General features: G+C 45.3%; 19 protein-coding genes. 14 read left to right on the forward strand and 5 right to left on the reverse strand.

The features are described 5' to 3' along the window. Window positions 1-66 precede the first annotated feature (66 nt). The 11 genes from ACSAZK_RS11670 (at window position 67) to ACSAZK_RS11720 (ending at window position 12,935) form a co-directional block, all read left to right on the forward strand. Complete coding sequence (locus ACSAZK_RS11670) at window positions 67-300, forward strand: class I SAM-dependent methyltransferase (protein ID WP_440954299.1); 234 nt, start codon at window positions 67-69, stop codon at window positions 298-300. Between the two features lie 203 nt (window positions 301-503). Next, window positions 504-1,445 carry a nickel ABC transporter permease gene (gene nikB, locus ACSAZK_RS11675; protein WP_440954300.1) on the forward strand — a complete coding sequence of 314 codons (942 nt, stop codon included), beginning with the start codon at window positions 504-506 and terminating at the stop codon, window positions 1,443-1,445. Continuing rightward, window positions 1,435-2,262 (forward strand): nickel transporter permease, encoded by an 828-nt coding sequence (nikC, locus tag ACSAZK_RS11680; protein ID WP_440954301.1) that lies wholly within the window; start codon window positions 1,435-1,437, stop codon window positions 2,260-2,262. The genes nikB and nikC overlap by 11 nt, the downstream gene beginning before the upstream one ends. After that, complete coding sequence (locus tag ACSAZK_RS11685; protein ID WP_440954302.1) at window positions 2,259-3,329, forward strand: ABC transporter ATP-binding protein; 1,071 nt, start codon at window positions 2,259-2,261, stop codon at window positions 3,327-3,329. The genes nikC and ACSAZK_RS11685 overlap by 4 nt, the downstream gene beginning before the upstream one ends. A 34-nt stretch (window positions 3,330-3,363) precedes the next feature. Beyond that, window positions 3,364-4,341 carry an oligopeptide/dipeptide ABC transporter ATP-binding protein gene (locus tag ACSAZK_RS11690; protein WP_440954303.1) on the forward strand — a complete coding sequence of 326 codons (978 nt, stop codon included), beginning with the start codon at window positions 3,364-3,366 and terminating at the stop codon, window positions 4,339-4,341. A 302-nt stretch (window positions 4,342-4,643) separates the two neighbouring features. After that, entirely contained in the window at window positions 4,644-6,710 is a 2,067-nt protein-coding gene (locus tag ACSAZK_RS11695; RefSeq protein ID WP_440954304.1) for a DUF2341 domain-containing protein, read from the forward strand. A gap of 587 nt (window positions 6,711-7,297) precedes the next feature. Beyond that, window positions 7,298-9,106, forward strand: a complete 1,809-nt coding sequence (locus tag ACSAZK_RS11700) for a PKD domain-containing protein (protein WP_440954305.1) — start codon at window positions 7,298-7,300, stop codon at window positions 9,104-9,106. 695 nt (window positions 9,107-9,801) lie between these two features. Then, the gene (locus tag ACSAZK_RS11705; protein WP_440954306.1) at window positions 9,802-10,509 is read left to right on the forward strand and encodes a hypothetical protein; all 708 of its coding nucleotides are present in this window, start codon (window positions 9,802-9,804) and stop codon (window positions 10,507-10,509) included. A gap of 230 nt (window positions 10,510-10,739) precedes the next feature. Further along, the gene (locus ACSAZK_RS11710) at window positions 10,740-11,321 is read left to right on the forward strand and encodes a flavodoxin family protein (protein ID WP_440954307.1); all 582 of its coding nucleotides are present in this window, start codon (window positions 10,740-10,742) and stop codon (window positions 11,319-11,321) included. A 216-nt stretch (window positions 11,322-11,537) separates the two neighbouring features. Beyond that, window positions 11,538-12,086, forward strand: a complete 549-nt coding sequence (locus ACSAZK_RS11715) for a flavodoxin family protein (protein WP_440954308.1) — start codon at window positions 11,538-11,540, stop codon at window positions 12,084-12,086. A 282-nt stretch (window positions 12,087-12,368) separates the two neighbouring features. Beyond that, the gene (locus ACSAZK_RS11720; protein ID WP_440954309.1) at window positions 12,369-12,935 is read left to right on the forward strand and encodes a flavodoxin family protein; all 567 of its coding nucleotides are present in this window, start codon (window positions 12,369-12,371) and stop codon (window positions 12,933-12,935) included. 124 nt (window positions 12,936-13,059) lie between these two features. On the opposite strand, the gene ACSAZK_RS11725 is transcribed toward ACSAZK_RS11720, so the two are convergent. The 3 genes from ACSAZK_RS11725 to ACSAZK_RS11735 all read right to left on the reverse strand — a co-directional run bounded on the left by ACSAZK_RS11725 (window position 13,060) and on the right by ACSAZK_RS11735 (window position 15,501). Beyond that, a complete protein-coding gene (locus tag ACSAZK_RS11725; RefSeq protein ID WP_440954310.1) occupies window positions 13,060-13,512 on the reverse strand; it encodes a GNAT family N-acetyltransferase in 453 nt (150 codons plus the stop codon). A 50-nt stretch (window positions 13,513-13,562) separates the two neighbouring features. Beyond that, the gene (locus ACSAZK_RS11730) at window positions 13,563-14,855 is read right to left on the reverse strand and encodes a toll/interleukin-1 receptor domain-containing protein (RefSeq protein WP_440954311.1); all 1,293 of its coding nucleotides are present in this window, start codon (window positions 14,853-14,855) and stop codon (window positions 13,563-13,565) included. Window positions 14,856-15,060: 205 nt separating this feature from the next. Then, the gene (locus ACSAZK_RS11735; protein WP_440954312.1) at window positions 15,061-15,501 is read right to left on the reverse strand and encodes a hypothetical protein; all 441 of its coding nucleotides are present in this window, start codon (window positions 15,499-15,501) and stop codon (window positions 15,061-15,063) included. Window positions 15,502-16,252: 751 nt separating this feature from the next. Here ACSAZK_RS11735 and ACSAZK_RS11740 point away from each other — a divergent pair. Continuing rightward, window positions 16,253-17,464, forward strand: coding sequence for an ABC transporter permease (locus ACSAZK_RS11740; RefSeq protein WP_440954313.1), 1,212 nt, complete (start codon window positions 16,253-16,255; stop codon window positions 17,462-17,464). 39 nt (window positions 17,465-17,503) lie between these two features. Here ACSAZK_RS11740 and ACSAZK_RS11745 read toward each other — a convergent pair whose 3' ends face one another. Both ACSAZK_RS11745 and ACSAZK_RS11750 read right to left on the reverse strand, forming a co-directional pair. Further along, complete coding sequence (locus tag ACSAZK_RS11745) at window positions 17,504-18,361, reverse strand: head GIN domain-containing protein (RefSeq protein ID WP_440954314.1); 858 nt, start codon at window positions 18,359-18,361, stop codon at window positions 17,504-17,506. 218 nt (window positions 18,362-18,579) lie between these two features. Further along, entirely contained in the window at window positions 18,580-19,029 is a 450-nt protein-coding gene (locus ACSAZK_RS11750) for a hypothetical protein (protein WP_440954315.1), read from the reverse strand. Between the two features lie 589 nt (window positions 19,030-19,618). Between ACSAZK_RS11750 and msrB the strand changes: the two genes are divergently transcribed. Beyond that, on the forward strand, window positions 19,619-20,050 hold the full coding sequence (gene msrB / locus ACSAZK_RS11755) for a peptide-methionine (R)-S-oxide reductase MsrB (protein WP_440954316.1): 432 nt from the start codon (window positions 19,619-19,621) through the stop codon (window positions 20,048-20,050). Between the two features lie 414 nt (window positions 20,051-20,464). Further along, a complete protein-coding gene (locus ACSAZK_RS11760; protein WP_440954317.1) occupies window positions 20,465-21,109 on the forward strand; it encodes an HAD family hydrolase in 645 nt (214 codons plus the stop codon). The last annotated feature ends 55 nt before the right edge of the window (window positions 21,110-21,164 follow it).

A 21,164-nucleotide genomic window follows, 5' to 3' on the forward strand; every position in this document is an offset into this window, starting at 1 on the left:
AGAAAGGGTTGAGTAACCTTCTCTCTCCAGCCCTTTTTTGCCAGTGCTGAAAGTAACGCACAGGCTATGGGTCTGGATGTTGATTTTTTCCACTTTAATGCTGAAAATCTTCCTTTTGAGGACGGGTATTTTGACGTGGTTGTAAACAGGTACCTGCTCTGGACCCTTTCCCAACCGGACCTTGCTTTTCTGGAGTGGAAAAGAGTGCTCAAGCCGGGGGACAGATTTTTACAATTGACGGGAACTGGTTTGATCCGTGCCCTCATAAACGCTTCAAACGTTCTCTTTCAAAATTCATGAGCCTTTTTCTTTAATTCTATCTTTTTCCGGGTTTTTTGCAGTCTGTTCTGCTTTTCTATAATTTTTTATTGTGTTATAAAATACAAAGTAAAAAGAATAAATATGGTTAATTCTGAATAGTGATAATAATTAATAATAAAAATAAACAAAAAAAGAATAATTGTTAATCAAAAAAATTAAAAAGAATAACGGACGTCAGTTGAATGCTAGCTTATTTCGTAAGGAAGTTTTTGCTTCTTATCCCTGTGCTTCTCCTAATTTCAACCATAAGTTTTTCCATTCTCTATATCACCCCTGGGGACCCTGCCGAAATTCTCCTTACGGGCCCCGGGGGTGGGGCTGACCCTGCCGCTGTTGAAGAATTCCGGGTTGCTATGGGGCTTGATAGGCCTTTATATGAACAGTACCTTCACTGGTTGAATAATGTGCTGCATGGGGATCTTGGCTATTCCTACATGACCGAACAGCCGGTTTTTGAAACCATACTCCGGACTTTTAAAGCCACTCTCAAGCTTTCGATAGCAAGCATGTTTTTTTCACTTCTGATATCCATTCCTGTGGGGGTCCTTGCGGCTTTAAAACACGATTCTCCTGTTGATGACCTGAGCAGGTTCGTATCCCTGCTTGGGGTATCCATGCCAAATTTCTGGCAGGGGTTTTTACTGATCCTTATCTTTTCCATATACCTGCACTGGCTGCCGGTGGGGGGTTTTGGGGAAAATGGGGACTTTTCCCATTTACTCCTGCCAGCCCTTACCCTTGGAACCAGTTCCGCAGCAGTAACCATGCGCCTGATGCGTGCCAGCATGCTTGAGGTGCTGGGGCAGGATTTTATAAACGCTGCAAGGGCAAAAGGATTGGCCGAGTGGGCTGTGCTCGGAAAACACGCTCTTAAAAATGCTTTGATTCCCGTTGTAACCATGATCGGGCTGAACTTCGGATACTTGCTCAACGGTTCGGTGGTGGTCGAGACTGTTTTTGCCTGGCCGGGGATCGGAAGCCTTGTTGTTAATTCGATTTACAACAGGGACCTGCCCATGGTTCAGGGTTCCCTGCTCTTTGTGGCTGTGCTCTTTGTTTCCGTGAATTTTTTGGTAGATCTCTCCTATAACTGGCTCGACCCGAGGATCCGATATGAAACCTGATTTTAAAAACCGGAGCATTCTGCTGGGGGCTTTCATCCTGGCATTCCTGGTATTCATTGTGCTTTTTGCAGGCATACTTGCCCCGCATGATCCGGAAAAAGTTGATCTTGACCAGAGATTGAAACCCCCCTGTTCCGAATACCCTTTCGGGACCGACCACCTGGGCAGGTGTGTTTTTAGCAGGGTACTCTTCGGGACCCGGGTCTCCTTATTTATCGGAGTTGTGGTTGTGTTCTCCTCCCTTTTGGTAGGAATTGGGGTGGGCACAGTTTCGGGTTATTGCGGCGGGCTTATTGATGAGTTCTTAATGCGGCTGGTTGACGGTTTCCTGGCTTTTCCGAGTATGTTCCTGGCCCTTGCAATCGCAGGGCTCTTCGGAGGCGGGCTTGGAAATCTGATTATTGCTCTTGTCCTGGTGGAGTGGACAGCTTATGCAAGAGTGGTCAGGGGTTCGGTTCTGTCAACTAAAAACAGAGAATTCGTGTTGGCTGCAAAGGGGCTTGGAGAAAGTGATCTGCATGTAGCTTTCCTTCATATTCTTCCCAATGTGATTTCTCCGGTCATTGTAATGGCAACTCTCGGGATCGGGTATGTGATCCTTGCCGCAGCTGGCCTGAGTTTCCTGGGCCTTGGAGTGCAGGCTTCAATTCCCGAATGGGGTTCCATGCTCAACGAAGGCCGCTTTTTTATTCAGACAGCTCCCCACCTTATGATTTTCCCCGGGTGTGCAATAATGATCACGGTCCTTGGTTTTAACTTCCTCGGGGACGGACTGCGGGATACGCTGGACCCCAGGTTCAAAAGGAGAATACTATGAACACCAAAAGTCCTGTGCCCTCGGTACCTGTGCCCTCTGCATCTGCCTTTCTTCCCGGAGACCCCTCTATCTCAAAAGAGGGGATTCCCCTGCTTGATATCAAAGATCTCAAGGTAAGCTTCCCGGACGAAAACGGGACTGTAAAACCCATTTACAGGGTTGACCTGACGGTAAAGGCTAATGAAACCCTGGGGCTTATTGGGGAATCAGGGTCCGGAAAATCGATACTTGGACTGTCTATACTCCGGCTCCTACCCGGGGATGCCGAAGTGGGTGGGAAAATCCTGTTTAAAGGGCAGGACCTTCTCTCTATGCCCTCCACCGAACTCCGTAAAATCAGGGGTCGTGAAATAGGGATGGTCTTCCAGAATCCTGCTGCATCCCTTGATCCCATTTTCACTGTGGGGGGTCAGCTCTCGGAAGCTACCCGGGTCCACTTTGCATTTGATAAAAATGCTGTGAAAGCCAGGGTTCTGGGGTTGTTGGATCGGGTCAGTATCAAGGATCCTGCTCTGCGTTTCGGGCAGTATCCCCACGAGTTAAGCGGGGGGATGAAACAGAGGGTCATGATTGCAACGGGAATTGCTTCCGAACCTTCGCTTATCATAGCCGATGAACCCACCCGGGGCCTTGATGTAACAGTCAAGCGCAGAATCATCTCTCTGATGCAAAAGATCTCCCGGGATACGGCAATGCTTTTGGTTACCCATGACCTGGAGGTTGCAGAACAGCTCTGTGACAGGGTTGCGGTGATGTATGCCGGTGAAATCGTTGAAATTGCAGGATGTGAGGAGTTTTTCAAAGCTCCCCTGCATCCTTTTTCGGAAGGGCTTCTCAATTCCCTTCCTTCAAGAGGCATGCATGCAATCCCGGGAACGAGTCCTTCACTTATTGATCTCCCTTCAGGGTGCAGGTTTTATCCGAGATGCAGGTACTCCATGGATATCTGCAGAACACGGCATCCTGAACTTGTACCCGTGGATAATGCCGTGGATGGTGCCGTTAATGGGGATATGAACGCTTTTTTTGATGCTGGGCGGCTTGTGAGGTGTTTTTTGTATGCTTGAGGTCCGAGATCTTAATAAATATTTTTTATCGGGTGTGTTCAAAAAGCACTGCACAAGAGCTGTAGATAATGTTTCCTTCCAGATTCGGGACGGACAGATCCTTGGGCTTGTAGGAGAAAGCGGGTCAGGGAAGACTACGGTAGGGAAATGTATTCTGCGTTTTGCTGAAGCAACTTCAGGGAGTGTTGTGTTTGACGGGGTTAACCTGCTGGCCCTGGACAAAAAGACTTTTTTAAAGCTGAGGCCGCGTATTCAGATGATTTTTCAGGACCCTTTCGCGTCTCTTGACCCGAGAATGAGAATAGGGGAAAGCATTGGCGAAGCCCTTAAAATTCAAGGTTTCGGTAGTGCAGAAATCAGCAGGGAAGTTTCAGTTCTCCTCCCGAAAGTCGGGCTTGGCCCTGAACATGTAAACCGTTATCCCCACCAACTGAGCGGGGGACAGAACCAGAGGGTTGCACTGGCAAGGGCTTTGGCCATGAAACCACAGCTTATAATTGCGGATGAAATGACTGCATCGCTTGATGTTTCGGTACAGGCCCAAATCCTTTCCCTGATTCTGGCATTGAAAAAGGAGTTTTCTTTAAGCATGCTTTTTATTTCCCATGACCTTGGGGTTGTCAGGCATATGTGCGATCGGGTCGCTGTGATGTATTCTGGACAGATCCTGGAAATGGGGGCCGTGGATGAAGTCTTTGCCCGGCCGCTGCATCCTTATACCCGGGAACTCCTGGCAGATAAAATTCAGGAACGAGACGGCATGGGCCTTAAATCCTCCGGAAGGGTGGTCGGGAATGCATCCGCAGAAATTTCCGGAAAGCTGCCTCAATGTCCGATTTTTGAATTAGAATCGGGGGTGGTCCCTGATTTTGAAAGGTGTGTTTTTTATACCGAATGTCCCCATGCTTCCCTGGAGTGTAGGGATGGCAGACCTAAAATGATTCAAATTGGGGCGGATCATTTCGTCAGGTGCATCAGGTCACTCCGTGCAGGAGGTAAAGTGGAAAAATAACACGGGAAACAACCTGTGTGTTTATGTTGCAATTCTTCATCTTTTTACTCAAGTTCTCCTATTTTCGGGGGCGATCTTAATGTTTTTTTATTTTTTATAAGTAGTAATGAAAAAGCTTTACTGTAATTGGGTAAATAAATATGGCCTGTTAAGTTCCAATCATTATTACTTTAAATCAAGTAAATAAATTCAGTCTGTTAAGTTCCAATCATTGTTACTTTAAATTAAGTAAATAAATTCAGTCTGTTAAGTTCCAATCATTATTGCTTTTTCAGTTCTGAATTGAAGAGAGGCTGCTAAAAATGAGGGTTAGATCGATCGCATGCAGAATCATATCTGTGCTCCTCCTGGGAGTTTTCATCACGGGTTGTGCCCTGGCTGAAACGGATGACAAGTGGAGTTATTCACAGGAGATAGTTGTAACGGAAAATGCCGGAAAAGACCTGACTAGTTATCAGGTGCCTGTCCGCCTGGATTCTTCAAATTTCGATTTCTCGAAGGCAAATGCCGACGGGTCGGATCTTCGCTTCCTGCTTGGAAGTACCAGGCTTGATTACTGGGTCGAAACCTGGGATCCGAAAGGCGGGGAAGCCACAGTCTGGGTCAAGGTTCCTTTCCTGCCTGCAAACGGGGATCGGAAGGTCATGATGAAGTATGGATATCCCGAAGCAAGGGCCGAGAGCAACGGGGTGGATACGTTCATCTTTTTTGACGATTTTACGGGGACCAGCCTCCGAAGCATTGACTGGAAATACGAAGATTCCGGGGGTGGTTTTGTCGATGTCCAGGGCGGGATCTGTAAGGTCGCTGCCCCGAAAGTTCATGCCAGAGACTTCGCCCTGGTCTATTCCAAAGATAGTTTTGATATCAACACGGCATTCGTGGCAAAGCGGATGAAGGTGACCACAGGGGACGATGAAAGAGGACCTGTCCTGCGGCAGGGTTTTATTGACCAGATCGACAACGCAAGAAACGAGATCAAGCATGAGACCGAACTTGCCAACGAGACCCGGGTGCGCTGGGAACTGACTGCCCGGAAAGAGCGGTTCCGTTCCTTTGACCTGACCAACGTCCGGGCCTCGGAAGGGGACTGGTATATCTCGGAGATTGCCTGGTACGAGGTAGATGATGATAACCGCAGTGTTGCCTGGTTCAGGGACGGTGTAAGGGATACCAGGATGGATTATACTTCCGAAGAGTTTGTCACAAACCTCCCTATGCACATCTATCTTTATGCGGCTTCTTACCCGGATGCTTCGGAAAACACCGGGTATATGGCTGTGGACTATGTTTTTATCCGCAAGTTTGTCGGACCGGAAGAACCTTCCGTGCAGGTAACCCCGGCTCCTGCCGAAGAGGCAGCTCCTGTTGAAGAGGTCTCCGGACCTGAGGCTGTGGAAGTTCCTGTTGAAGAGGTGGAAGTTCCTATTGAAGATGTTTCGGAGCCTGAAAACGTAAGTGAAGAACCGGAAGAAGATGTAGAAGAGGAAGAGGTAGAAGCTGTTCCCGTAGTTTCCTTCCCGGAATACAGTGTGGGAATCTCCGGAATCCGGCTGTCTTCTCCCTATTCCCCCCACTTCCCTGCACTCGTAAGGGAACTCGAAATTTCCGGAATCGACACGATTTTCCTCAGTGTTGACTCCACAGACGTCTGGCAGTACGAGCGTTTCGTTAAATCTGCTCACGAAGAAGGGTTTGAGGTGCATGCGGTGCTTCTGGAAGATACGGGATGTACCGGAGCCTGGGACCTGAACACTTCCAGCGAGGCGATAGATGAGGTCCTTGACTACAACAGTAAATCCCTTGCCGCTTTTGACGGGATCAACATCTATATGGAACCGTCCTCTGCCCCGACTTCCAATGAGGGCTGCCTGGATTACGCAAGCATTATTGGGGCTACCCGTGAGGGTGCCGGAGCGAATCTAACTCTCTCCGCAAGCCTCCCGGCCCGCTATAACGCTTCCACCATTGAGGATATTGCACCCATGGTTGATTTCTTTGTGGTCCGGGCTTATGGCAGAGGTGACGAAGACCTGAATGAAGCTTCTCTCATAGTGGATGCCGTTGCCCTGCAGATGGGTGAAATCAGGGGCGCAGGTTCAAAGGGAATCATAGAAATCAGGGCTGAAGACGGGTTCGAAGATAAGATGACCGTACAGGAATGTTTTGCATCCCTGGCGGAATATTATTCCGGAGACCCTGCTTTCCTTGGAGTTACAATCTCCAGCTATGAAACCTATAAGGACCTCCCGAAAGTAGCAGAGGAACCCGATGAGAAACCTGGAACCGGAGTGCCCGGCTTCGGGATAGTTTCCGGGCTTCTTGCAGGTCTGGGAGCCATCGCTCTCCTGAAAAAGAGCAGAATGTGAAAAACAGAGCTTGAGGCAAGAAACATTTTGAAGCAGGAAACATTTTGAAGCAGGAAACATTTTGAAGCAGGAATTGAATCTCAATTCCTTTTAAACTTCTTTCCTTCTTTTCTTTTCCTTTTTCTTTTTTATCCAGTTTTTCTTTTTCTAATCAACTTCTTTTCTGTTTTTCTTTTTCTCTTTAACATGAAAGTAATGTGACGTAAAAGTACTTTCGTTTGTTTGAGCCTGTTATTCGAAAGATTTCATGTACGTTTTTTATGTTTTTTATCCGAACTCTTTTTATATCTTTTTCACTTCTCCCGTTATCTTTTTGCCTTCTTCCTTTTTTCCCTCTTTTACTGGAGCTTTTGTGTTTTGTTTATATAGTTTTCTGGCACCTCTTTTTTCCATAAGTATTGTATAATTATTTTTTATATACAATTTATTAAAACGAAATCTATATAATCACCTTTATACAATTTTTATGATGGAATTCTTGGGAATATATTTTGGTGGGAATTCTATCGCAAAAGCGATTTAAAGGGGGTATATCCATAAAAGAAACTAATATTCTTTATTCGTCGTTAGCTCTACTTTTAGCACTGATGCTTTCAGGTAGTGCCGTAGCGCAGCTTGAAGAACCAATTATTCCTGATTTTGCAGCAGATCCTATTTCGGGGCCTGCACCTCTAACCGTGAATTTCACGGATGAAACTGATTATGGACCCGATTTTGACCCGGATGTTATGGATGTTTCATTTTTATGGGATTTCGGGGATAACAATACTGAAGAGGGAGAAGAGTTTGCCGAAGTTTCTCATGTCTATGAGGACGAAGGTCTCTATACTGTGGCCCTCAACGTGACCATTATCGAGAATGGGACGGAAATAGCTAATGGGTCAGTTCTCAAGGACGAGTATATCGAAGTCCTTGCCGCGCCCGTAGATGATGGCTATCCGGTTGTCAATTTCACTGCCGAGCCACTTTCGGGAAATGCATCGTTAAATGTTACTTTCACGGACCTTTCGGATTTCGGGCCTGATTTTGACCCTGACACCATGAATATTTCATTTTTATGGGATTTCGGGGATAACCAGACTGAAGAGGGGGAAGAGTTTGCCGAAGTTTCTCATGTCTATGAGGACGAAGGTCTTTACACTGTGACCCTCAACGTGACCGTTACCGAGAATGGGGCGGAAGTGGCTAACGGGTCCGCTACAAAAGAAGATTATATTGAAGTCCTTGCCGCGCTCGTAGAGGATGACTATCCGCTTGTCAATTTCACTGCTGACCCGCTTTCTGGAGATGCACCGTTAACCGTTAATTTCACAGACCTTTCGGATTTCGGGCCTGATTTTGATCCTGAAACCGCGAATTTAACGCGCTTCTGGGAGTTTGGGGACGGGAACAATTTCACTTCAACAGAGGCTACGGGGGCTTATACTTACGAGGACCCCGGGATATATAACGTGACCCTGACTCTCTTCTATGTGGAAGATAACGACACTCTAAACAGGTCTCTCACAAAAGAGGCTTATATCGAAGTTCTTGAAGGGGAACCTTCCCCTGTAGAAGAATACCCGAAACTCGATTTTATCGGCGAACCCAGGGCAGGGGTTGCACCCCTGAGTGTTAATTTCACTCCCATTGTGGACCTTGGTCCTGACTTTGATCCGGTTAACATGACCGTTGAAGGGCTCTGGGAATTTGGGGACGGCTCCAATTCAACGGAGATGAACGTAACTCATGTCTACGAAACTCCAGGGGTTTATGACGTAACGGCAACCATCAACATTATCGAGGACGGCAACACGACAGCCACAGAGTCCATTACAAAGGAACAATACATAAAGGTCTTTGATTCGGATGCCAAGGGCATTATGCTCTCCCCTGGCTGGAACTTCATCTCGGTGCCTTACGTTCTCAATAATTCAAGTGTTGATTTCCTGTTTGCTGATGTGGAATATGAGAGCATAATCTATTACGATGCAGCGTCTGAAATCTGGCTGGACGTGGAAGAACTGGAGCCTTTAAAGGGGTATATGGTCTATGCGCTTGATTTCGGGATGATCCCTCTTGACAAACTTGCAAAGGTCGAAGACCCTATTCCCGGTGTTCCCGGTGCCAGCGTCCCGATCTACGAAGGCTGGAATGCCATCGGGTTTACGGATTCCACCGAGTCCCTATCTGCCGAATTTACCCTGGAGATTATTAATGATTCCTACTTTGAGGTAGTTGGGCCATTGAACCAGGCAACTCTCACATACGCTTACATCGGAAGAAACGGCTACGAAGGTGAAATCGGAGCTTCCGATGACAAATATGTGGGTACGGACATCTTCTTGATGGAACCTTACGAGGGCTACTGGATCCTTGCAACTGAGAACACTACCCTGTATGCAGTGGGATGGTAACCCGAGGTGTGCATGAAAAAGCAAGTGCAGTAAGAAAGTAAAATAAGAACGTGAAATAAGCAAGTGTGGTAAACAAGTTCGATATGAATGTGAAATAAGAAATCGACAGAAACGCTGAGATAAACTCGATCCTTGAGATGGGTATGGGGTGCCTGTTCTGTCAGGGGGAGGTTGACCCTTTACCTTTTATTTTTGGGGTGTATGATGCCTGTATCAGGAATCGTATCAGGAATTAGAAGGTCGAATGCCTTTACGCTTTAACATAGCGTTTCAACATTCTCTGAGGTTTTATTTGATAATTAATATATTTAAAAATATTAGATATATATAATATCTATCTAATACCTAAACTGCAGGTCCTTTGCATCTTCGCTGCTTTACCGGTAAGTAATTGTTTACGATTTCCGGTTTCCTGGATTTGTCGGCAGGACCAAAAATGAGGTCTCTTTCATGCGAAAGGGAGCTTGAACATAGTAGTGGGCCTTTTAAATGGGAATGCGAACTGCAGACTTACGGCCACAGCCGGAGCGAAGCAGGATGTCTGTGAATATGTCTGTGAATATGTCTGTGAATATGTCTGTGAATATGTCTGTGAATATGTCTGTGAATATGTCTGTGAATATGTCTGTGAATATGTCTGTGAATGTTGCTGTTCCATGGTAATTTATGATACTAACAGGAGTTGGGGGGAATTTATGTTAATCAAATATCGAAAGTTCGGAATACTTTCCGTAAGCCTGATGATACTGCTAGCATGTGCGGTGGTCGGGCTGGCTGCAGATCCTGAGGGGCCTGAGGAAACCGAGAGTCTGCCGGAACTGCCGCTTATCCTGAAAGGTGACCTGGATGTAAATGGGGAACCTGTTGAAGCCGGTTCTGAGATCGAGGCTTACTATGAAGGTAAATTGATTGCAAAGAGCACTGTTGAAAACGAAGGGGAATATGTTCTCAATCTGAACCTCGCCACTGATGATTACGAGAATCTCGGGGAAGTGGAATATTATATTGACGGAAACGCAGCCGACTTGGAGATCCCTGAAAGCGAGGCAGCCGCTATCGCTAACGAAGATGTCCCCGGTTCGATCGTCGAAATGGATGTCCAGGGTTCGGTTTCTCAGCCCTCAGGATCGTCCGGTGGTTCCGATGGGTCCTCTGACGGGGACAATGAAGGTGGGGCAGTTGTAATTACAAATGATAACATTTCCGGATCCCCGGTCGAGGAACCTGAAGAAGAGCCTGAATCTGAGGAAAATGTCGATAATGGGCAGGAAGCCGGAGACGAAGCTGAGACAAAAGCAAGTTCCGAAAGCGCTGACGCAGAGACTACACCTATCTGGGGAGCTCTTGCCCCTGTAGCATTACTCGGGGCTGTCCTGATCATCAGAAAAATGAGGGCTAAATAATCCGCTCAGTTTTTAAAGTTTCGACGCGGTTTTCCATATTTCCTTTTTTCTTTATTTCTTTTCTCTTTTTCTTCAAAAAGGTATCAGTGGCTTAACCACTGTCTAACTGTTTTATTATTTTTATGCTGGGTGATTACTTATACTTTTTTCACCATTTGTTTATGTAGCAATTGTTACATTATTTGTACTGTTTGCTTACTGAAGGGGGGTTTAACATTAAGGTTATCGGATTGGTAGGTAGTCCTAACGTTGACGGAAATACTGCAAGGCTTGTGAACGAAATTCTTGCCGGAGCCGCAGAATTTGGTGCAGAGACAAAGATGTACAACCTGGCAGCTCTGGACATAAAAGGCTGTGATTCTTGCTGCAGGTGCCAGGAAAGCGGCAAATGTAGAATTGAAGACGATATGCAAATTCTTTGCGAGGAAATCCGGACTTCTGATGCGGTGGTCCTGGGTTCTCCTGTCTATATGTGGCAGATGAGCGGCCAGACCAAAATCTTTGTTGACCGCCTGATGGCTTTTCTGAGGCCGGACTTTTCAAGCCGGATTGAAGGGAAAAAGCTCATCCTTGCTTTTACTCAGGGCAACTCCAACAGGGACGCTTTCTGTTCTTACTTTGAATATACAGCAGGGATTCTCTATTTCCTCGGATTTGATGTCCTGGATACGGTCGTTGCGGCAGGCACTGACAGATCCAAAATTTCAAACAGGCCAGAAGTGCTGAAAAGGGCAAGAGATGGTGGGAGAAAACTGGTTCCTTCCCTGACAGTGGCTTTTGCGGCAGCCAACTTGGGTGCCCAGAACGCCTGAATGTAACGTAATTTGTTTTCCAAAAACAATTTTTCCTTCCTCTTTTTCCTTTTCCTTTTTTATTTTCTTTCTTATTAGATTTTTTTTCGTCCTTTTTTCCTTCCAGAGAAATTTCCCTGTTTTCTGGGAAATATTTTATTACTGTCTGCTTCATTTCTTTAATGCAGTTTTCAATCCGCTTTATAAATCGGTTCATATATCAGGAGAATAATACGGATGAAAGTCTTAGGATTAATCGGAAGCCCTCGTGAGGGTGGAAACACAGAAAAGCTCGTGAATGCAATCATTGAAGGTGCTGCGGAAAACGGTGCCGAGACAAAAACCTACACCCTCTCCAAACTTGACCTCAACCCTTGTAAGGGCTGCATGACCTGCAAAATCGAGGGAAAGTGCGTAATTGACGACGATATGCAGGAACTTTATGATGAAGTCCAGGCTGCTGATGCAATTGTGCTCGGGTCCCCTCTCTATATGTGGGAAATCACCGCTCAGACCAAACTTTTCGTGGACCGTCTCGTCGCCTTCATCAAACCGGACTTCTCAACTCGCCTTAACATGCCCAAGAAGTTCGTCCTTGCCTACACCCAGGGCAACCCTGATCCGACCACCTTCAAACCGTACTTCGATTACATGGAAGGCTTTTTCTCCTTCATGCAGTTCGACGTCCAGGGCAGCATCGTTGCAGCCGGGACCCGTGAAAAAGATGACATCCTCGCACAGGAAGCCGTCCTTGCCAAAGCAAAGGAAATGGGCAAGAACCTGTAAACCATAAAGCAACTCATTTAGCCGCAATATTTAAGAAATATAATTCTATCTTTATGATAGCCGTGGGAATTCCGTCTCCCACTATTTTTTTTCAAATTTTTTTCAAATTTTTTTCTTGCTTTTTTCACTCCTTTCCATTCTTTTTTAGTTTCGCGGTTTCTGGCAATTTTTCCGGTTACTTTTCCTGAGACGAACACTTAACTAGCTTCCTGTTCATAATTCTTCATAATAAAAGGTTGAATTTCCAGGATAGACTGCTATATTCCAGGGAAGGATAGTTAGATGAAATTACTCGGATTGATAGGAAGCCCGCGCGAAAATGGAAACACCGCCACCCTTGTGAATGCTGTTCTTGAAGGTGCTGCCGAAAACGGGGCAGAGACAAAAGTCTACCACCTCGCTAAAATGGACCTGAAAGCTTGCAGTGGCTGCATGTCCTGCAGGGCTGAAGGAAAATGCGTCATTGATGACGATATGCAGGAACTCTATGAGGAAGTCCGGTCCTCCGATGCCCTGGTTATAGGTTCTCCTATCTATATGTGGGAAATCACAACCCAGACAAAAGCATTTGTCGACCGTCTGATAGCTTTGACCTGCTGGCAGCCCTGTGCAAAGCCCGAATTCTCTCCACTTATAAAACTAAATACAAAACTCGTCCTTGCCTACACCTACGGGAACCCCAACCCGAACAACTTCAATCAGTACTTCAAGTACATGCAAGGCCTTTTCAGCTACCTGGGCTTCGATGTCCAGGAATGTATCTGGGCCTCGGGTACAATAAATCCCGATGATATTTTCCGTCAGCCTGAAGTACTCGAAAACGCCAAAGAAATCGGGAAAAAACTCTAACCTTTATCTTCTTTTCAGATTTTAAGTTCACAAGTCATACGTCACTGAACTCTTCAGGATACTCCACAACCCCGCTTACACCTTCAAGCGCCCCTTCCTTCAATTTCAACGCCATGAAAGCTTCCTACGGTGCCCCAAAAGGATCTTTGATCCCCCATTTTCTCGCCTGTTCAAACCCGAACCTCGGATAATACTCCGGGTGCCCCAGGACGACTACGGAGCCGTACCCGAGCTTTCTGCAGGCTTCCAGCCCTTCTTTTATGAGCCTGCCTCCGATGCCCTGCTTCTGGAACTCCGGAAGGACTGAGAGAGGGGCGAGGGAAATTATTTCATATTCCTCGTATCCTTCGGGTTCTCCGTCTCCTACCCCTGATTTGACGACAACCGGAAAAAAGAGGATATGGCCCACGATCTTGCCGTCAATTCCGGCTACGAGGGAGAGTTCGGGGACGAACTTCGGGTTTCTCCTGAGCTTTTCTACAAGGTTTCCTTCAGTAGGTTGCCCGAAGGCCAGGTCGTTTACTTCAGTTATGCCTGGGTAGTCGGAGGGAGTTTCGGGGCGGATTGTTGGTAGCATCCTTGAATCCTCAGTTATTTTTTCCTTAACTATCCTGAGTAGAGTTACAATTAATTTATTTTCTTTTTTTCATAAATTAGGTCATCTAATATTTTGTAAAAATGGTCTTTTTGTTGTTTCATTAATATTATCCTATTTTTTTTAGGCCAGTTGTTCATATGCTCTTTTGAATGGATCAGGAACATATTATCAGCTATTGCAAACAACGAGTGGAAGTGTTGGATGTATTCATCACATTCATATGGTGGATACTTCCCATTTCCAGATTCCAAATATAATTCACCCACAATTTGGCGATTTTTGTGCATGTATTCAAGGAACTCTTTCTCATCAATTTCGCTACTTTGGAATTGATTGAATTTTTCAATTGCTGTTTTTGCTATTGGGATTATTTTCTCTAATAATGCATTTGACCAGTTTATAACTTCATTTTTAGTTCCGGAATGAGATTTACAGATTTCTCTAAGGTTTTCATATTCATCATTCCACTCAATCTCGATATCCTCAATCTGGTCATTAGATTTTATGCCTATTGGTCTCCATTTTTGATCTAGATTAGGTGAGACCCAGTAGCCTCGGCAAAACCAATTAACATTTGAAATGTCGTCTAACTTATTATAAAAAAATACCCAAATAACATCATTATCCGCTTTCAAAGAAAATATTATTTCTCTTAAAGCGTTTTTTATTTCACATTTGGGGTAATCTTTATTTATTAATATATTTGTGGAGTATCTTTTTGCAAGTCCGAAGCTGACGTCTTCTTCAGTAATGGTATCATAATCTATTCTTGTACTTTCATTCACTTCGAGTCCAATTCTTTCATATATCTCATTATAACTTATGCCTAATTTTTCAAACTGTATGTATTTCAAATCTCTAATTGTGGCAATAAAATCTATAATATTATTTTCAATTCTTTCTATTTTTTTTCTATCTTCTTCTAAAGGTTTTATCTTTTCTACATCATGTTTTTTTATGTTCTCTTCTAATGATTCTCTTTTTTCCTTCCAGTATTCTAGGTATGCTATTCCTTTCAACTCAAAATTTACATCATCGTTGACAATTGGTATTATTCTTTGTTTATAGTCTGACTTTTTCATAAACTCTAGAACTTCAAACATGCAAGCTTGGGATTTAAGGTACTGATCACTAATCAGCATCAAGACAAGGTCATGGTTCCTTATATTTTCCATAAATTCTTTGAAACTATAGGAGCACCTTACATCTCTTATATCTCTCGTTAATCTAACTCCCCTTAAATATAGTGTATTATCAATTTCATTTGCAACATCACTATTTTTGTGAGAGTAGGAAAGGAATATTTGTTTCTCTACCGTCATGGTATCACATTTTAGGCCTGGATAAATCAAGTAAAATCAACACTTATTAACTTTAGAACTCCATGTTCTAATTTCAATGGCCACACATTCTACGGTTTTTTATTTGTTTATGTAACTGAATTTCTCAACATTACTATCTATAAACATTTATGAACTCCCCATTTGTTTTAATCGCTTCGATGGAGGGTATAGACCATTTTTCTTTTCAAAATTCCCTTTCCTCTTCCACGATCCACCTGTACTGGCATTCCTTGCACTGGAAAGCATGCTTCCGGATTTCAACCCTTTCGGATGCTTTGTACTCCCTGCTTCCAGTTGTGTTTTTCCGGTTGCCTTCGGAGTGGATGTACCCAATGTTTTCTTCAAGGCCGTCGAAGGACTCGGTGAGAAACTCACGGCTTTCTATCCCCAGGTACTTTTTCGTAAAAAGCCTCCCGCAGGCCGGGCACCTGTGCCGGCGGAGGAAAATGGTAAGGGAAAGGGAGAACATGAAAAGGGTGGAAAGGATTGCTGCGGCTTCCAAACCCTTATCGAGCCTGCTGACCATAATTGGGCTGAGAACCATGAGCATGAAAGTAACGGCTGAGATAAGGCCTGTGTAAAAAAGAGGGTCTTTGTAGCGGGGAAGGGGTGCTTTATAGCTCATCCGTAATTATCTTACAGCTAATTGTATATTTTTTTAGTGTATCAGGATGTTTTTGGGGTTCCTGGGATTTTCCGGTTCTATTTCTCTCCGGGTATAAGCACTTTCGTGGAATGGGCACCTGTTCCGGATATTTTGTATGAAAATATCACGGATATCATAAAGAGAGCAGAAAGGATCTGTGCGGCTTTTATCCCTGCGAAGAAACAGATAAGCATTAGTATAAATAAAATTATTGACACAGCTGACGAATAAAAAAGCGGGTCCTTTTGTATATGGTCAACTTCCGCGCTATTATTCATAGCTTCCCTTTTAGAGATAAAATTATTTAAACTTGCCTATATGTATTCATGTTTCTCAAGTTATTTTTATAAAAGCATATTTTTTAGACAAAATTCTTCTTTTTTTATGTACTGCAATGTTGATATTTTTTCCGGCTGGATTTTACGTCGTGGCTTTCAATGTCTGATGAGGAACTGTTATCTGGAAATTATTAGCCAGGAATTATGGTTTGGTTTTTCCAGGTGGACAATTTCGAGACAATTTTAATATATATGCGATGTATACTATGAAAGTTAATTGTGGATAATATAAAATGCAAGTGACTTGCTAAATGAGTCGACTTTGTTTTAATTCCTGAATGATTATGTTGTCCCACTTGATTGCATTTTTTCGCCTGATCATGCTGTCCCAAACGAATTGTTACAATACTAATTACGATACTATACGATACTAAAAACGGAGTTCTGATCCAATGATCCCTCTTTCCCGTGCCGGAAAAATTGCCCTCAGCAGCATTTCTCATTCCAAAATGCGCTCGGCCCTGACAGTGCTTGGAATCGTTATTGGCGTTGCCGCAGTGATTGCAAACGTATCTCTTGGAGGAAGCTTTAACCAGTATTTTACGGACGAGGTCTCTACTATCGGGTCCAACTTCATTTATATCGAGGGTATGGAACCGAACCTGTTTTATGAAAATGAGAGGCAGATTATCGAAAACACGCCCGGGATCGAGGAAGTTTCCGTGCTCAAGCAGCAGTCGGGGGTGATTGGTTTCATGTCCCAGGCAAAAAACGTTCCGATCTACGGGGTCTCGGAGGAATATGACGATGTTGCAGGCACACACCTCAGGACAGGGAACTTTCTCTCCGACAACGACATGTACGTGGCAATCGTGGGCTACGACGTGGCGCACGAAAAATTTGACCGGGACATCAGGGTCAGGAATTCCATTGACATTACTTTCAGGGTAGAGGAAGGGAAGACAATCACTAAAACTTTCAAGGTAAAGGGAATTATCGAGAACCCGGACAGCGCGCTTGTCCAGGGTTTCAACGACAACGATGCGGTAATAATCCCCGTTGACGCAATGAACGAAATGCTGGGAGAAACGGACTACGGTGGGATCTTTGCCATGGCCGAGGACCTTGCAACCATTGAAGATACCTCGGACGAGGTGGACGAGCGCCTGGCCCGGAACTTCGGGATTTCGGAAAGGGATATTGAGGATAAGGACTCACGCCCCTACTTCATCATCGACCAGGCAGAAATCCTGGAGCAGACCGACATGATGTCAAAATCCCTCAGTTCTTTCCTGACAGCTGTTGCCCTGATCTCTCTTCTGGTCGGCTCCATAGGGATAATGAACATCATGCTCGTAAGCGTAACCGAGCGGACCCGGGAAATCGGAATCCTCATGTCCCTGGGCTTTACTGGCTTTGACATCCTGTCCCTCTTCATGGTTGAGTCAATCCTCCTGGGTGTTTTCGGAGGCATCATAGGAGCTGTGGTGGGCATCGTGGGTGCCTACAGTGTGGAAACCCTCCTGAACCTGCCAGTAGTTTTCCCCTTCAGCCTGATAATAGCTGGTTTCCTCGTGGCTGTAGTCGTAGGTTTTGTCTCAGGGGTTTATCCCGCAAGAAAAGCTGCAAAGATGAAACCCGTAGACTCTCTGCGCTATGAGTGAAATCCTGCCAGATCCTGATCCCTGTAGATACCGACTGGTTTATTCCCTATTATCTATTTTTTCGATTTTGCCGCTGCCTGAAACCTGAGTGTTGAATTTTTCCGGCTCTCCCCAGTAGTACACACTCCCGCTCCCGGCGATCTCAACATCCATTTCCCTGTCCGTGTAAACCTTTGCATCTCCTGACCCGGATATTCTGACTCTGGTCACTTCAGTCCTGAGCCCGAGGGCATCCACGTCTCCCGAACCGTCTATTTCGATTTCATGTGTGGCGGCATCGCCTTCAAGGAGGAAGTCTCCTGAACCGGAAACCTGGCTCTTCAGGGAACTTGCGTTTACTTCCATTTCTATATCTCCGGAACCTATGATTGCAAGTTCCAGGTTTTCGGAATCTATCGGCGTAGTTCCTGTTATATCCCCCGAACCGCTGAGGGAAAGGCTCCGGACTTCGTCCATCCCTGCATAGACCTTTATGGGCTTCAGTGGGCGGATGCACTTTTCTGCCCTGATTACCAGGACCCCGTTTTCCACGCTGGTCTCCAGGAGGGGGAGGAGGTTGTCTTCGGCTTCGATCACAAGGCTGCTTCCACCGCCCTGCTCTACGAAAATGTCTCCTGATACCTGGGAATCCACGCTGTGATAAGGTTCAACGTTTCGGTTTTCCTCTTCCACGTTTCCTGATCCCGGTTCGCATTCATAAGCCGCACACCCGCTTCCAGCCATCACTGCGGCAAGTATCAGGATCAGAATTCCCGGTAGCAGGAAAGAAATTCCTGAAGGTTTTTTTCCGCTCTTCTTGATTGTTATCTCTTCCTTCCTTACATTTCCCTTCTTTTCGAGCCCTTCTTTTCCTTTCTTCTCAAACATCTTTTTCAGCCCCATTTCGTTTCCACTCACAGTTCTGTCTCCTTTCAGTGGTCCCCTTCAGTGGTCCCTTTCAATGATCCCTTTCAATGATCTCTTTCATTGCCCTGAGTCCCCGGAAATTTGAACCGGGGAGTACGATAGAAGGGAAATAGCCATAGCACTGTTTACTTTGAATTTTTTATCTATAACTTATTTGACTTTTGAACCTTAAATAGCAGGGTGCGAAGGGACACAAAGCCTCCGAATTTTCAACTGAAAATGAGTCCGTATAAAACCAGCCCTAGAAGAGACATGCCAAAGCCTACCTGAGCCAGGATTTTCCCCCGCTCGATAGCCTCCCGGTTTGCTTTCAAAGTTCCGTAACAAATCTGTCCCAGACCTGCCCCCGCAGGAAAGATTAAAGGCCAGACGTAAGCCCAGCTTTCCCAGTTTCCTGTTCTGAACTGGTAGAGCAGGATCAAGCCCAGTATGGTGGGTATTCCGCTCATGGCGGCAATGACTTCCCCCATCCCCCCTTCCATTTCCAGAGCCGAGGCAAAGAGGAACAACCCGGTTGCAACGAGGTAGAAGGGAAGGGTAAGGTTCCCCAGATTGATTCGCATACGAATGATAAGTATGAACCCTGCCGCAATAAACAGCATAATCACGAGGGCTATTATCATGCTGTGGTCTTTTCTTTCCTTCTTATCTTTTTCCATGGATCCCCGGATTGAAGTCGCTGGTTCTTGCACGATTATTTATGTTATAATTTATGTCCTATTGGTTATAATTTTATAGTCTGCCAATTTTTTTATTCTCAGGAAGGAGAGGCAATTTGCCCTACCCGAAGGGATAATAACAATTCCAGGGATAATCAGGTATAAGGAAAGCCGGGTACAAAAGATGCCGGATATGATGAAAGCTGGATATGATGACAGCTGGATATAATGAAAGCTGGATATAATGAAAGCTGGATATAATGAAAGCTGGATATAATGAAAGCTGGATATAATGAAAGCTGGATATAATGAAAGCTGGATATGATGACAGCTGGATATAATGAAAGCTGGATATGATGACAGCTGGATATAATGAAAGCTGGATATAATGAAAGCTGGATATGATGACAGCTGGATATGATGAAAGTTGGATATGGTGAAAGCTGGATATGAAGAGGAATGGGAGGAACATCCTCTATATATGATGCTGAATATAATTATAAATTGGATATAACTAAGCTGAACATAAGGAATTCATATAATGTAAGCTGAATATTATTTGAAATAACAAGACCATGGGGGTCATTGAGTGTTACAGGAAACAACCGAGAAATCGGATGATGAGTGGAAGAAAGTTCTCACTCCCGAGCAGTATTACGTCCTGAGGAAAAAGGGTACTGAAAGGCCCTTTACCGGAAAGCTGTACTATAACAAGAATAAAGGGGTTTACACCTGTTCCGCCTGTGGGCAGGAGCTTTTTTCCTCTGATTCCAAGTTCGAGTCCGGGACTGGCTGGCCAAGTTTCCTGGACGTGATTTCCAGCGACCGGGTCCGGCTCCTGGAAGATAATAGCTATTTCATGCACAGGGTCGAGGTTGTTTGTTCCCGCTGCGGAGGGCATCTGGGGCATGTCTTTGACGACGGGCCGAAACCTACAGGGAAACGTTACTGTATAAATTCCGTGTCCCTGGATTTTAAAGGGGCAGAAGAAGAAAGAGAAGAAGAAAAGGCTGAAAGCTGAAGGTAAAATGGAAGCTGAGGGGAGTGCCTGCAAGCGAGAGCTTGAAGTGCAGAACCTGTGTCGGGGGCGTGAGTTAATCTGGAAATCGAAAAAACCCAGGCGGAACTGGCTGGTTTTCTCGTATTTTTTATCCTTTACCTGGTTATTTTTAACCTGCTTTTCCGCTTTAGAGGGGGTGATTCTCCTATCTTTGTGCCCGGAACCCTGCTTTTTTCCCTTCTGGGTTACTGGCTGGGTGGCTACCTGTACGACAGGTACCTGAAATGACTTTTTATTGGAGCTTCCGGGAGTTTATGGGAGTTTCCGGGGGTGGGTAGGTTCTGAAGCCAGTACTCCTCAACTCTCTATATAGTTGCCATATATAACCAGTACTTTAGTAACATTTATTATAGATCACGACAATTTCCGGGACAGATGTTCAAAGCAATCATTTTTGATGTTGACGGCGTCCTTGTGGATTCCATGCAGTTCCACGCCGATGCCTGGATCGCAGCCTTCCGGGATGTGGGCATTACCATTAAACGGGAGGATATTTACGAGATCGAGGGCTCGAACGGGTGGGGGATTGTCAGGTCCATCTTCAAAAAGGAGGGGAAAATTCCCGAACCCCATCACCTGGAAGAAATCCCCCTGAAAAAGAGGACTATTCTTGATTTCGAGCGAATAAAGCCCTTTGAAGGCATTGTTGATGTGCTGCAGGATCTGAAAAAGCACTTCACTCTTGCCCTGGTCTCAGGCTCCGACCGCAAGATTGTTGAAAAGATGATCGAGCACTTTTTCCCCGGCATATTCGAAGTTACCGTTGCCGGGATTGATGTCGAGAACGGGAAACCTGCCCCGGATCCTTACCTGAAAGCGGTCGAAATTCTGGGGTTCGAAAAGGAAGAGTGCATCGTTATCGAAAATGCCCCCATGGGGGTGGAGGCGGCAAAAGCAGCCGGGCTTTACTGTGTGGCTGTTCCCAGTACGCTGGGACCTGAAAAGCTGCAGCATTCGGACCTGGTGCTCGAGAATCACCCGGCTCTTTTGAGATACCTGAAAAATCTAACTCCTTCTTAAATTATCTCTCCTTGCTTTGTGGGGGCCTGGAAGATAGCTTTTTCAGGACGCTTTT

This window comes from Methanosarcina sediminis, assembly GCF_052056915.1.
Classification (GTDB): domain Archaea; phylum Halobacteriota; class Methanosarcinia; order Methanosarcinales; family Methanosarcinaceae; genus MTP4.